The sequence below is a fragment of the Fibrella forsythiae genome, from assembly GCF_017353175.1.
Classification (GTDB): Bacteria; Bacteroidota; Bacteroidia; order Cytophagales; family Spirosomataceae; genus Fibrella; species Fibrella forsythiae.
In genome coordinates this window covers 98,828-111,467 of record NZ_JAFMYW010000003.1, presented here as the reverse complement: position 1 = coordinate 111,467, position 12,640 = coordinate 98,828, and the positions used below count along the sequence as shown (strand labels likewise).

Annotated in this window: 12 protein-coding genes; 3 read left to right on the top strand and 9 right to left on the bottom strand. The window is 47.7% G+C overall.

What is annotated here, in order from left to right; genetic code table 11:
- Positions 1-14 precede the first annotated feature (14 nt).
- Positions 15-1,352, top strand: a complete 1,338-nt coding sequence (locus tag J2I46_RS11850) for a dihydroorotase (protein ID WP_207329251.1) — start codon at positions 15-17, stop codon at positions 1,350-1,352.
- A gap of 127 nt (positions 1,353-1,479) precedes the next feature.
- Here the strand turns inward: J2I46_RS11850 and J2I46_RS11845 are convergent, their stop codons facing one another.
- The 6 genes from J2I46_RS11845 to hisH all read right to left on the bottom strand — a co-directional run bounded on the left by J2I46_RS11845 (position 1,480) and on the right by hisH (position 5,081).
- Positions 1,480-1,818 (bottom strand): phage holin family protein, encoded by a 339-nt coding sequence (locus J2I46_RS11845; protein WP_207329250.1) that lies wholly within the window; start codon positions 1,816-1,818, stop codon positions 1,480-1,482.
- A 73-nt stretch (positions 1,819-1,891) separates the two neighbouring features.
- Positions 1,892-2,494 (bottom strand): bifunctional phosphoribosyl-AMP cyclohydrolase/phosphoribosyl-ATP diphosphatase HisIE, encoded by a 603-nt coding sequence (hisIE, locus tag J2I46_RS11840; RefSeq protein WP_510186069.1) that lies wholly within the window; start codon positions 2,492-2,494, stop codon positions 1,892-1,894.
- A 15-nt stretch (positions 2,495-2,509) separates the two neighbouring features.
- The gene (hisF, locus tag J2I46_RS11835) at positions 2,510-3,271 is read right to left on the bottom strand and encodes an imidazole glycerol phosphate synthase subunit HisF (RefSeq protein WP_207329249.1); all 762 of its coding nucleotides are present in this window, start codon (positions 3,269-3,271) and stop codon (positions 2,510-2,512) included.
- Between the two features lie 3 nt (positions 3,272-3,274).
- Positions 3,275-3,697, bottom strand: a complete 423-nt coding sequence (locus J2I46_RS11830) for a GNAT family N-acetyltransferase (protein ID WP_207329248.1) — start codon at positions 3,695-3,697, stop codon at positions 3,275-3,277.
- A complete protein-coding gene (gene hisA / locus J2I46_RS11825) occupies positions 3,687-4,409 on the bottom strand; it encodes a 1-(5-phosphoribosyl)-5-[(5-phosphoribosylamino)methylideneamino]imidazole-4-carboxamide isomerase (protein WP_207329247.1) in 723 nt (240 codons plus the stop codon). The genes J2I46_RS11830 and hisA overlap by 11 nt, the downstream gene beginning before the upstream one ends.
- Positions 4,410-4,487: 78 nt before the next feature.
- Positions 4,488-5,081 (bottom strand): imidazole glycerol phosphate synthase subunit HisH, encoded by a 594-nt coding sequence (gene hisH / locus J2I46_RS11820; RefSeq protein WP_207329246.1) that lies wholly within the window; start codon positions 5,079-5,081, stop codon positions 4,488-4,490.
- A 249-nt stretch (positions 5,082-5,330) separates the two neighbouring features.
- Between hisH and J2I46_RS11815 the strand changes: the two genes are divergently transcribed.
- A complete protein-coding gene (locus tag J2I46_RS11815; protein ID WP_207329245.1) occupies positions 5,331-6,296 on the top strand; it encodes a GDP-mannose 4,6-dehydratase in 966 nt (321 codons plus the stop codon).
- Positions 6,297-6,454: 158 nt separating this feature from the next.
- Positions 6,455-8,833, top strand: a complete 2,379-nt coding sequence (locus J2I46_RS11810; protein WP_207329244.1) for an SLBB domain-containing protein — start codon at positions 6,455-6,457, stop codon at positions 8,831-8,833.
- A 74-nt stretch (positions 8,834-8,907) separates the two neighbouring features.
- On the opposite strand, the gene J2I46_RS11805 is transcribed toward J2I46_RS11810, so the two are convergent.
- From J2I46_RS11805 to J2I46_RS11795, 3 genes are all read right to left on the bottom strand, one after another.
- Entirely contained in the window at positions 8,908-10,059 is a 1,152-nt protein-coding gene (locus J2I46_RS11805; RefSeq protein ID WP_229379725.1) for a glycosyltransferase, read from the bottom strand.
- Between the two features lie 81 nt (positions 10,060-10,140).
- Positions 10,141-11,229, bottom strand: a complete 1,089-nt coding sequence (locus J2I46_RS11800) for a glycosyltransferase family 4 protein (protein WP_374758086.1) — start codon at positions 11,227-11,229, stop codon at positions 10,141-10,143.
- A gap of 35 nt (positions 11,230-11,264) precedes the next feature.
- Positions 11,265-12,404, bottom strand: coding sequence for a hypothetical protein (locus J2I46_RS11795; protein ID WP_207329243.1), 1,140 nt, complete (start codon positions 12,402-12,404; stop codon positions 11,265-11,267).
- Positions 12,405-12,640 lie beyond the last annotated feature (236 nt).

The window sequence follows — 12,640 nt, the reverse complement described above, 5'->3', positions numbered from 1 at the left end:
CAGATTTTCCGCTTATGCCCGCTTTTCGTATTCTCAATGCCCAACTCATCAACGAGGGGCAAATTCAGCCCGCTGATCTTCGTATTGAGCATGGCTTCATCACCGAAGTAGGCCAACACGTTTCAGCTAAGCCCGGCGATCAGGTTATTGACGCCGCTGGCCAGTATCTGTTGCCCGGCGTCATTGACGATCAGGTGCATTTCCGTGAGCCGGGTTTAACGCACAAAGCCACCATCCGGAGCGAGTCGCGGGCGGGTGTTGCTGGTGGGGTGACCACCTTCATGGAAATGCCCAACACCACGCCCAACGCCCTGACGCAGCGACTATTGCAGGACAAATACGACATTGCCGCCGCAACAGCTTTCGGCAACTATTCGTTTTTCATGGGCGCCTCGAACAATAATCTCGACGAGGTGTTACGCACCGACGCCAAGGCCGTTTGCGGCATCAAGGTATTTATGGGTTCGTCGACGGGCAATATGCTGGTGGATAATGAGCAAACACTTGACGCGCTCTTTCGCGAATGCCCCATGCTCATTGCCACCCATTGCGAAGACGAAGCCACCGTTCGCGCTAATGCCGAACGGTACAAAGTGGAGTACGGCGACAATGCCCCAGCCTGGATTCACCCGCTCGTCCGTGATGAGCAAGCCTGCCTGATCTCCTCATCAATGGCGGTTGAGCTCGCCAAAAAACACAACACCCGATTACATATTCTGCACCTCACCACAGCCGATGAGTTGGGTCTGTTCCGAAACGATATTCCGCTGGCGCAAAAACGGATTACAGCCGAAGTTTGCGTGCATCACCTGCATTTCACAGCCGATGATTACGACCGGCTCGGGAATCAGATCAAGTGCAATCCGGCCGTAAAAGCACCTCACCACCGTGATGCACTCTGGCAAGCCCTGCTCGACGATCGCCTCGATATTATTGCTACCGACCATGCCCCGCACACCTGGAACGAAAAGCAGCAGCCCTACTGGCAGGCACCATCAGGATTGCCGCTGGTGCAACACCCGTTATTGTTGATGCTGGAATACGCGAAACAGGGAAAATTACCACTCGAAAAAGTGGTTCAAAAAATGGCCCACGCCCCTGCAGACTGCTTCCAGATTGACCGTCGTGGGTACGTTCGTGAAGGCTACTGGGCCGATTTAGTGCTGGTTGACCCAACGCAGCAAACGACAGTTACGGCCGAATCTATCCTGTATCAGTGTGGTTGGTCGCCGCTGCTGGGCGAAACCTTCAGCCATCGCATCACCCATACTTTTGTTTCGGGCGAGTTAGTCTACGAAGACGGCCAGTTTCAGGCAGAAAAGGCCGGTCAACGGCTGGCGTTTTCGCGTTAGGTACGTTGCTTCTTCAGTTGGTTATCGGCGTAGCCCCCCGCCCTAAAAGGAGGCTACGCCGATAACCAACTAAAAAGGGCTCGATTCACATGAATCGAGCCCTTTTTATCAAAAGATCGAATGAACTCTAGTTCACAATTGTATCGATGAGCCAGGTCACGATTGAGACAACAAGGCTGAATAGAAGAGCTGCAATAAAGCCACTAACAGCAAAGCCGCTGACCAGATTGGCCGTCAGGTAAACCATCAATACGTTCAGAACGATCAGGAACAGACCGAGCGTAATGATCGTGATCGGAATGGTCAGGATAGTAAGAATGGGCTTTACAAAGGCATTCAAAAGCCCCAGCACAATGGCCACAATCAGGTACGTTGTGGGGCCACCAGATACTCTGATACCGGGGACGAAGATACTGGCGATGTAAACGGCCACTGCACTGATCAAGATGCGGATAAGAATACCCATAGTGTGTTTGCGGTTTGGGGGTTAGTGAGTGAAAGAGATACAGAAACTTAGCTGTCAAACCGCAGACGTTGGCCTATTGTTTGTCGTGCCGCTGTTGAAGTACGGCAATAATATCATCCAGACTCATGTTTTTCTGTTCCAGCAAGACCAGAAAATGGAACATCAGATCGGCGGCTTCGCCCCGAAACAGGTCATCGTTATTGTCTTTCGCTTCAATGACCAGTTCAACGGCCTCTTCACCAACCTTCTGGGCAATCTTATTCACACCCTTTTTAAACAGCGAGGCTGTATACGATGCGTCAGACGGATTGACCCGTCGATCGTGAATGATTCCCTGTAGGTAATTCAGGAATTGCCCTTTGCCTGTGTTCACCTCTTCAAAACACGTATCCGCGCCCGTGTGGCAAGTTGGCCCATCGGGGCTGGCTTTGATCAGCAGCGTGTCGCCGTCGCAGTCAACGAGCATCTGTTTTACGTGTAAAAAATTGCTGGACGTTTCGCCTTTGGTCCAGAGGCGCTGTTTGCTACGGCTGAAAAACGTGACGATCCCTTCGGCTTGCGTTTTCTGGTAGGCTTCTTCATTCATGTAGCCCAGCATCAGCACTTTGCCTGTTTCAGCGTCCTGAATCACGGCAGGCACCAGCCCATCGGGCGATTTATTGAAATTAATAGTCATGGTCAGTTATAGTCATTAGGTCGTTAACCGCATCGAAATACCTTTCCCGTGTAGGTACGTCTTTAAATCAGGAATACCGATTTCTTTAAAATGAAAGATACTGGCGGCCAGTCCTGCATCGGCTTTCCCGGTGGTAAATACTTCCGTAAAGTGCTCCATCGTACCAGCGCCCCCCGAGGCAATTACTGGAATATTGGCCGCACCGGATACGGCTGCCGTCAGCTCCAGGGCAAATCCCGCTTTGGTGCCGTCAGTATCCATCGACGTCAGTAAAATTTCGCCAGCCCCGCGTTGCTCCACTTCCCGTGCCCAGGCCAACGTACCCAGCTCAGTTGGTCGCCGCCCACCATGCGTATGCACGATGTGCGCCCCATCAACGTACCTGGTATCGATGGCTACAATAACGCATTGGCTGCCAAATTCGAGTGCTAGTTCGTTAATCAGTTCGGGGCGGCGTACGGCTGCTGAATTGATTGAAACTTTATCGGCCCCCGCATTCAACAAGGCCGACACGTCGGCAACAGACGAGATGCCCCCACCTACCGTAAACGGAATATTTACGGCGTGGGCTACCCGGCGTACCAGGTCGAGCAGGGTTTTACGTTCGTCGACGGTGGCGGTAATATCCAGGAAAACCAGTTCGTCAGCTCCCTGCGCAGCATATATAGCACCCAGTTCAACAGGGTCGCCAGCATCGCGCAGGTCTACGAAATTGGTACCCTTCACCGTGCGCCCATCTTTGATATCAAGACAGGGGATAATGCGTTTTGTCAGCATAAATTAATAAGGCTTTTCCCGCTTACGCTGCATAAACAGCTCGGGCTGATCGAGGGCGGTGAAGCCAAATTGGGTATACAACTCGTGGGCATCGCGGGTAACCAGCACCCAACGGCGGAGACCCTGTAACGCAGGCCAGGCCGAAACAGCAGCGATCAGTTGTTTCGAGAACCCCCGGCCCCGATAATCGGCCAGGATGAATACGTCGGCCAGGTAAGCAAAGGTAGCCTGATCGGTGATCACACGGGCAAACCCGATCTGATTTGCATCCTCATATAGGCCGAAGCAGAGCGAATTGTCGATAGACCGCTGCACAGTTTCGATAGGAATATTGGTTGCCCAGTACGATTCCTGACTCAGGAATTGGTGGATCAGCCTTACATCAAGCCGGGCTTTATCAGTGCTAATTGTGATATTACTGTTCATTGAACTTCATCAACTCGTTCAGCGTAACCCGCCCCTCATAAATTGCTTTCCCGACAATAACGCCGAAGAGCTTCATCTCTGCCAGCTTCTCGATATCGCCCATATTGCTCACACCTCCGCTGGCAACGATGTTGAGGTTGGGCGCACGTTCCTGGAGATTCCGGTACAGATCGAACGAAGGCCCTTGCAGGAGGCCGTCTTTGGCCACATCAGTGCTGATTATATGGGTTATCCCCTTATCCACCCAGTTATCCACAAAATCATATACCCAGATGGTTGTTGCTTCTTCCCATCCACCCACAGCAATTTTCTCATTTTTCGCATCAGCGCCCAGGATCAGCACATCGGCGCCAAACCGCGACAGCCACCGTTCAAACATATCGGGGTTCTTCACGGCAATGCTACCGCCAGTCACCTGCTTAGCGCCGCACTCGAACGCAATCCTGAGATCATCATCAGATTGCACCCCGCCGCCGAAATCAATGTGCAGCTTAGTCTTCGTAGCAATCAGCTCCAGCACTTTATGATTGATGATCCGTTTTTCCTTCGCGCCATCCAGATCAACCAGATGCAGGCGAGTCAGGCCGGCGTCTTCAAACTGCTGCGCTACTTCCAGCGGGCGGGCGTTGTATTCTTTTTTCTGGGCATAGTCGCCCTGGGTTAGCCGAACCGCTTTCCCGTCAATCAGATCAATAGCAGGTATGATGTGCATATTCTATACAATACAGTGCCGCAGAAAACACGAAGTTTTACGGTTACCAACACGTTACGCTGCGGCTCTGTGTTCTCATTAAATCTTTAAGAAATTTTCAAGGATCTGCTGCCCTACATTGCCGCTGATTTCGGCATGGAATTGAGCAGCGTAAAAATTATTCTTCTGTAGCATAGCGCTGAATGGCCGGCCATACTCACAGACGGCCGTTGTGTCAGGGCAAACGTCGGCGGCGTAACTATGCACGAAATAGACGTACGGATCAACGGGCAGTTCAGTCAGTCCTTCGACCAGCGGGCCTCGCAGGCTATGAATATTATTCCAGCCAGTATGCGGCACCTTACCCGCCGACGCAGGGAACCGCCGAACGTCGATATCGAAGATACCCATGCAGGTTGTATCGTTCTCTTCTGAATACCGGCACATCAGTTGCATACCCACACATGTACCCAGCACGGGTTGCCTCAGGCTGGGGATGAGGGTATCGAGGCCACGTTCGCGCAGGTAGGTCATGGCCGTGCTCGCCTCACCCACACCGGGAAAGATAACCTTATCGGCCGCGCGAATAGTGGCTTCATCGTCGGTTAGCTCGTAGCTGACCCCTATCCGATCGAGCGCGTACATTACCGATTGCACATTACCCGCGTTGTATTTGATGATAACGGTATTCATAAAAAATGCCCGGCTCCTAGCAGAGACGGGCTGGTCTATTCGTGAGTCAATCCTAAATAGTCACAAGACATAGCGCCATCAGCCTGCATTAGCAAGCATGCCGATGATGCACTGAAAAAGGAGCCCTGCGTGAAATCATGATGTAAATTTACGTCACCTCGTTGATAACGCCAATAAGGCCTAATCTATCATTTGTCATCAATTTTAACAATAACACCTTATTTTTGCCCACCACTGGTAGCATAACATATGAAAACAGCCCTCATTTGCGGCGTATCAGGTCAGGACGGAGCTTACCTGGCTAAATTGCTTTTAGACAAGGGGTATACTGTTTATGGCGGCTCACGCGACGCACAAATGTCATCGTTCCGCAATTTGGAGCGGCTTGGCATTCGGGAATCAGTAAATCTTGTGTCGGTCAGTATCAACGATTTCAGAAGCGTTCTACAGACTTTACAGAAAGTAAAACCTGATGAAGTGTATAATCTGGCCGGCCAGAGTTCGGTAGGCTTATCGTTCGAACAGCCGGTTGAGACGCTGGAGAGCATTAGCATAGGTACATTGAATCTGCTGGAATCAATTCGATTCACCAACCAGCCTATTCGCCTTTATAACGCTGGCTCCAGCGAGTGTTTTGGCGACACAGGTACGTTGTCAGCTGATGAAAATACCCCCTTCCGACCTCGTAGCCCTTATGGCGTAGCTAAAGCGGCTGCGTTCTGGCAATTGGCTAATTATCGGGAAGCCTACCAGCTCCATGCCAGCACGGGTATCCTGTTCAACCATGAGTCGCCCTTGCGGCCAGAGCGTTTTGTAACACAGAAAATTGTTTCAGCGGCTTGCCGAATCGCCAAAGGAAGCTCAGAAAAGCTGACCCTCGGAAATATTGACATTGCCCGTGATTGGGGCTGGGCTCCCGATTACGTTGAAGCCATGTGGCTCATGCTACAACGCGACATAGCCGATGATTATGTCATTGCCACTGGAAAAACCCATACCCTGAAAGATTTTATCGCCACTGTTTTTGATCAGGCTGGGCTTAATTACCAGGATCACGTTGTCTCCGATCCTCAGTTTTTTCGGCCAACTGACATTGCCGAAGGGCATGCTTACCCAGCCAAAGCGAAACTAAAACTAGGTTGGGCGGCCAAACACACCATGGAAGAAGTAGCCCGTATGATGGTTGATGCCATTATGACTAGACTTCATGTGTAATCATGAGTAGTTACGCTAATCCCACGCAACAGTCTATTATCACTGTGAATTAAAGTGTCATCTGTCTATCGAGTAGGCTCCACTCCGTCAATCAAGCAGTTAGTTTTGCCGAAACCGTAGTAGATTTGTAATCTAATTCTGGTCATCGACCCTTTGTCATGTCCGTAACAACTTTGGCAATTCCTTTTTATTCTTTCCGTCTCAGCCGTCTTTCTCAGGTCCTGTTTAGCCTGTTACTGACAATATCGACACTTTCAGGCTTCGCTCAATCCAGAGTCGATCAACTATCCGATGAACAGGTACAAGACTTTTATCGGCGGGCGCAATCTAGTGGCCTGAGTGAACTCCAGATAGAACAGGCAGCCATGTCGCAGGGATATACGATGGACGACGTTACTAAGATGCGCCGTCGTATCGCTCAAATCCGAAGCAGATCTCCCCGTTCCTATCAGGGCAGTGGCGATACAGATACAAGCATTGTACGTTCATCACCAACTGGTTTGTCCCGCCGTCGCCTCGATTCGCTCGGTTTACCGCGAACCGATTCCGCTAGTTTACGTAGCCGAGTATTCGGCGCCTCACTCTTTCAGAACGCCAGCCTATCCTTTGAACCAGATATTCGGATTGCTACACCACGAAACTACGTTGTTGGCCCCGACGACGAGCTTTTACTCGATATATACGGGGCTTCCTCTGAGAATTTCAGGTTACGCGTAACCCCCGAAGGCACCGTTAAAATTCCCAATTTAGCCCCGGTGATTGTTAGCGGATTGACCGTTGAGCAAGCAGAACAGCGTATCATTGCCCGGCTACGGCAAGGCGGCTTTCAGGGGCTTGGCACAGCGGGAAGTGGCACCTACGCAACAGCGTCAGTTGGGAAGATCCGTAGTATTCGTGTTACACTTGTAGGTGAGGTTGTACGACCAGGTACGTATACGATTTCATCGCTGGGGTCTGCTTTCAACGCCCTTTATTTGGCTGGTGGTCCAAATCCAGAGACGGGGTCGTTTCGGCGCATACAAGTAATTCGGGGAAATCGTATCATACGTACTATTGATTTGTACGATTTTCTGCTTCGTGCCGATCAGCGCGACAACATCCGATTACAGGACCAGGACGTCATTCGCGTTGCCGAGTATCAGACCCGCGTTGACGTGCAGGGGGAAGTACGTCGTCCTTATCTATTTGAGTTGTTACCCGGAGAAACGTTCCAGAATTTACTCTCTTTCGCCGGCGGCTTCAATGATGAAGCGTATACGGCCTCTGTATCAGTGCGGCGGAATACAGCCCGTGAGCGGCAGGTTATTAACCTTGCCCCTGAAGAATTTGCTCAGTTTACTCCGAAGCGGGGAGACCGGTACACTATTGGTCGCATTCTTGACCGATACGAGAACCGGGTACAGATTGCTGGTGCCGTAATGCGGCCAGGCGACTACGCAATAGGCAACGGTATTACAACTGTCAGCGAATTGATTCGCCGTGCCGATGGGCTACGCAAAGATGCCTTCACAACACGAGCCAATATCTTTCGCGAGAAAGAGAACACAGACATAGAGAACATCCCGTTTGACGTGGCCAAGTTGCTCAATAAGGAAGTAGCTGATATTCCGCTTCAACGGCAGGACAGTGTCGTTATCCAGTCGATTAGAAGTCTGCGCGAGCCGTATTATGTTTCAATTGAAGGAGCTATCAATAAGCCTGATACGTTCAACTTTGCGGATAACATGACCGTTTCTGACTTAATCACGCTAGCAGGTGGTTTTCAGGAAGGCGCTACAGCTAACCGATTAGAAATTGCCCGCCGCACCCGTAGCGACTCAACAATGGAGCAAGACAACACTGAGATCTATCGGTTCTCCCTTGATCGCACATTAAGCCTCAACGCCGACGATGCGCGTTTCCTGCTTCAACCCTTCGATCGGGTTTATGTACGTACCCAGCCTTACTACGGTAACCAGCAACAAGTAGTTGTCATGGGAGAAGTAATGCATCCAGGTACGTATGCCATTCTAAATCAAACAGAACGGATTAATGACATCCTAGCTAGAACAGGAGGTTTAAAGCCTAGCGCTTACTTGCTTGGTTCGCAACTTAAGAGAAATCGACAAGTTGTAGGTACCGATATCCGAGCAATCATAGAAAACCCAAGTAGTGAGGGTAACCTGCTCTTGCAAGATCGCGATACTCTTTATATTCCTCGCCGATCTGATGTCGTTACCATACAGGGTGCTGTGTTGAATCCATCCATTGTCAGCTATGAAGCGGGTCTTTCGCTTAAAGATTATGTGTCATTAGCAGGCGGTTATACTGAAAATGCCAGAGTTGGTCGTTCTTACGTAGCCTATCCAAATGGCCGAAAAGATCGAACGAAGCGGTTCATTGGCTTAAAATCATATCCAGACATTCAACCAGGATCAACAGTCATTGTACCCTTTAAGCCTTTGGACAACGCACGCTTAAGCACGATAGAACGGGTAACCATTTTATCCGTAACAGGCTCTCTTGTTTTGGCAGTGCTAAACTTTTTAAGGCGTTAATGGCCTATATAACAGCACATAACAGTCACTTCTCAAAATTGGTTTGGTCTTCTCAATTTATAATACTATCAACTTTAATTTACATCTCGAGCCAAAATTGATCCGACAAGAATTTCATATTTTTCGTAAACAAATTGCTGAATTTTTTGAATAAATATTTTTTCATCAAAGCTTTCGGAATGTCGTCGAATAAATTTAGGATTAAACTGATGCTCTACCTGCTCAAACCGGTGAATAGCGTCAGTCAAGCTAGCCACCGTTTGGTCATCAAAGAATAAGGCCGTAGCCTGAGCCGGATCCTCATCAATCGGAATTTGTGTAGCCAATACCCCGCCTGTTCCGTATGCAATTACTGGCCTACCAGCGGCATTGGCTTCTAACGGGGTGATACCGTAGTCTTCATGCTGAGGGAATATAAAAGCCCGACAGTTTGCATATATCCCAGCCAATTCTTGGGCCGATAAGCCGCTTAAAAATTTTACATTTTTATTAGCTAACGCCTTTATTTCGTCAGCCTGCAACCCTTTGCCCACTACTATCAGCGGATATCCAAGCTGATTGAATGCCTCAATGACCATATCGACTTTCTTATAATATTCCAAGCGCGATACTACTAGGAAATACGACTTGGGCGCATCACTCACGAAGAAATTATCGGTGTTTACCGGAGGGTTGATAATGGGAATATCTTTTTTGATTTGATAAGCCACCCGTAAACGATTAGCTGTTTCTGGGGTCATCGCTACGAAATAGTCAGGGCGCTGAGCAGCCTTAAAATCAATTGTCTTTAAGCGGTTAAGTACCTTGTCGAACAGTTTCCGACGTAACCCACTTGACTGCTTATATTGTGCATAGGATTCGGGGTCCCAAGCTAGGCGAAACGGCGTAAAGCTGTAACTAATAACCAGTGCATCTGGCCTTACTTTCACATATTTGGCGCAATGGGTTCCAGACATGAGCACGACATCATACGCAGTTAAATCATGCGATTGCATGGCCCAGACTCCTAGTGGAAAGAATAGCTTTTTCATGAAATCATCGGTGCGGGCTATAGGCTGAAGCCAGGTTGTGCGAACATCACAACTTGAAAATTCAGGAAATGTCAAATGTGGCCGGAAGCACTGCGTATAGATAGGTGCCTCAGGAAACGCTTTGTGGAAGCATAAGGCCACCTGTTCGCCTCCCGCCCGACACATCAGTCCGTCCTGCACTAATGCAATCTTCATAGGATAATTCTAAATGAATTGAATATGTCAGCATAACTCATTCTGCGCTTGTCAAACAATGAGTCATCGTCTTCTACAAAGTTAACCCAGCTTTTCAATCTCTGCGGCAAATCGCTGTTGCGACTGCCCCCAGTCAAATTGGTTAACGTGCGCTTGGCCACTTGCTATCAGGCGCTGGCGAAGGGTCTCATCGGTCAATACATTCCACAAGCCCTTCTCCATATCTTCGGCATCAACCGGATCAATGTAGTAAGCAGCCGTCCCGCAGACTTCTGGTATACTGCTCCTATTCGAGGCTACTACCGGGCAACCACACGCCATTGCCTCCAGCGGTGGAAAGCCAAATCCCTCGTAGATAGAAGGGAAGGCAAACACATCTGCCATACTATAAAGTACAGGCAGATCCACTAAGTCTACATAGCCAGAGAATGACACCTTTTTTGCAAGAGCGGGATCGGTGTCAATACGATCAATTAGCCTTTTATCGCCTGTTATGAAGCCATCCTTTTTCCCGACAATCAACAAATAATAATCAGGTAGCTTGGTTAGTAAACGGGCAAATCCTTCAACCAGTTGCTGTAGGTTCTTGTTGGGTTTCACGTTCCCAACGAACAGGATATACTGTTTGGGCAGTTGATATTTACGCCGGACTCGATCACGAACCAGTCCATCATCTACACGCTTAAATAAATTCCTGTCTAAGCCAAGCGGAATGGTTACTACTTTATTTGCCAACACACCTGTCAGTCGGGTGATTTCACGAGCAGAGAAGTCTGAGATGGTTATTATCCGGTCTGATAAACGGACGGCGGCCCGAGTGACTGTACTGGCATAGAGTTTCTGAGCGGTAGTTAAGGTTTCTAAATGAGCTATATGAAAAACGTCAGGGACTGTTACAAGCCGTTTATTAGCCCGAATGGGCAACATAGGAATATTATAATGGGGCGACCAGAAAATATCGCAACTCGGTATGAGAAGTGGAAGCTTTATCTGCTCCTGTATAGAGTAAATAGGAAAATCAGCTTCGACGTACTTCCAGTTAGAAAACTGGCCAAAGGCTTCTGTAAGCTCTTTTCTACGGCCCAAAAGAGTTACAACAAATGCCTCTTTACTAAGCAGGTAATTCAAGTAATGCCGAATGTACACTCCTATTCCGGAGTTATGAATCATACGGGCATCGACACATATATTAATCATCCAATTATTCAGAATTGCACGCCCTTTGTATAAAGCACCAAAAACAACAATGCGATGAAATTTATGGGAAACATATACAGAAACGGCAAAAATAAGCTGGTCACAAAAAATAAAATAAACAATAACCTTTGTACACTTCTAGGACGAAAAAAGAAGAAGCGTACAAGAATAGCTATTAACAGTAGTGTAAAAAATACTGAGAACGGAAAATAATTAATATTCATACTGAGTAACCAGGTTTCATGAAATAGCACCGGTTGCAGTAGAGGAATCCAGTAGAACGATATATCAAAGAGGCTTGAATGCTGATCAATGGATTCTTTTTTCGCATCGTATATCTGTATAGCATACTCCAGATTTACAAAAACCAAAGCGGCAATTACCAGGACAAGAACCCCGAACAAGGCCATGTGCAAAATTCTATTTTTAGGGTTATTCAAAACCCAATAGCAGATGAAGGTAAGCAGTAGTAAATAACCATTTAACGAGACAGTGAGCAACACGTTAATAACATGTAACGCAACAAGCCAATACTGCTTTTTGATCATGGCATACCCTAATAGTAGTACACTTATAATGGCAAACGTATTGGGATCATCCCACAATCCCCCATAACGCATTAATATGCCCTCGTAAGCGTGAAAAGGCACTACCCGGAAGGTGTAATAATTAAAGATAACGATCCAGTTCGACAGAATAAGTACATACTGCGACCAGTTCATAATGGTATCAATCTCACTGGCTAGAATCTGTAAATCTTCCTGTACGACAAATCCCAACGGAAGGACTAAAAGGCCAAAAATGAGGTACTCGAGTTCATCTGTTAGGACTTCATGGTACATTATAATTGACCCGATATTTACGATTAATACAACTCCCAAGAAACAGTAAAAGGCAACTAACTTCGCCGGAATACGAAAGGTCAGACGACTGTTAAAATAGATTAAACTGAGTATGATAGCAATTAATACATATTTGCCAACCTGCCAGATTAGTGGCGTTTGCTGGTACATATCTTTAGCAAAAGCACCGTGACTATATTTCAGGAGATAGCGATGAAAATTGTAGACAATAGCTACAAACAGTAAAGCATACCATAACTTACGGGTTATCGTCTGAGACCTGTGTGAAATAGGTGCAAAATTCATAACCAACTATATGTTTCAAAGAAAATTAAAAAGCTAACCATGATTATTCATGAGCATTACAAGCAGCAGCAAACACAGCGAACATATTTGAGAATTATTATGCCTATTCAATTTTTATTACCAATAAAAACTAGGATTTATATAATTACTGAGCACCAAGTCATTCGATGGCTTAACGTATCATCGTTTCCCCTACATTACACAGATCATTAAAAAATTCAGAGTCCGGAAAGCTC

Coding starts and splice junctions, on each gene's coding strand:
- hisF (WP_207329249.1), bottom strand. CDS start 3,271: ATGCTGACAAAACGCATTATCCCCTGTCTTGATATCAAAGATGGGCGC.
- hisIE (WP_510186069.1), bottom strand. CDS start 2,494: ATGACTATTAATTTCAATAAATCGCCCGATGGGCTGGTGCCTGCCGTG.
- J2I46_RS11815 (WP_207329245.1), top strand. CDS start 5,331: ATGAAAACAGCCCTCATTTGCGGCGTATCAGGTCAGGACGGAGCTTAC.
- hisA (WP_207329247.1), bottom strand. CDS start 4,409: ATGCACATCATACCTGCTATTGATCTGATTGACGGGAAAGCGGTTCGG.
- J2I46_RS11805 (WP_229379725.1), bottom strand. CDS start 10,059: ATGAAGATTGCATTAGTGCAGGACGGACTGATGTGTCGGGCGGGAGGC.
- J2I46_RS11845 (WP_207329250.1), bottom strand. CDS start 1,818: ATGGGTATTCTTATCCGCATCTTGATCAGTGCAGTGGCCGTTTACATC.
- J2I46_RS11850 (WP_207329251.1), top strand. CDS start 15: ATGCCCGCTTTTCGTATTCTCAATGCCCAACTCATCAACGAGGGGCAA.
- J2I46_RS11830 (WP_207329248.1), bottom strand. CDS start 3,697: ATGAACAGTAATATCACAATTAGCACTGATAAAGCCCGGCTTGATGTA.
- hisH (WP_207329246.1), bottom strand. CDS start 5,081: ATGAATACCGTTATCATCAAATACAACGCGGGTAATGTGCAATCGGTA.
- J2I46_RS11800 (WP_374758086.1), bottom strand. CDS start 11,229: ATGATTCATAACTCCGGAATAGGAGTGTACATTCGGCATTACTTGAAT.
- J2I46_RS11795 (WP_207329243.1), bottom strand. CDS start 12,404: ATGAATTTTGCACCTATTTCACACAGGTCTCAGACGATAACCCGTAAG.
- J2I46_RS11810 (WP_207329244.1), top strand. CDS start 6,455: ATGTCCGTAACAACTTTGGCAATTCCTTTTTATTCTTTCCGTCTCAGC.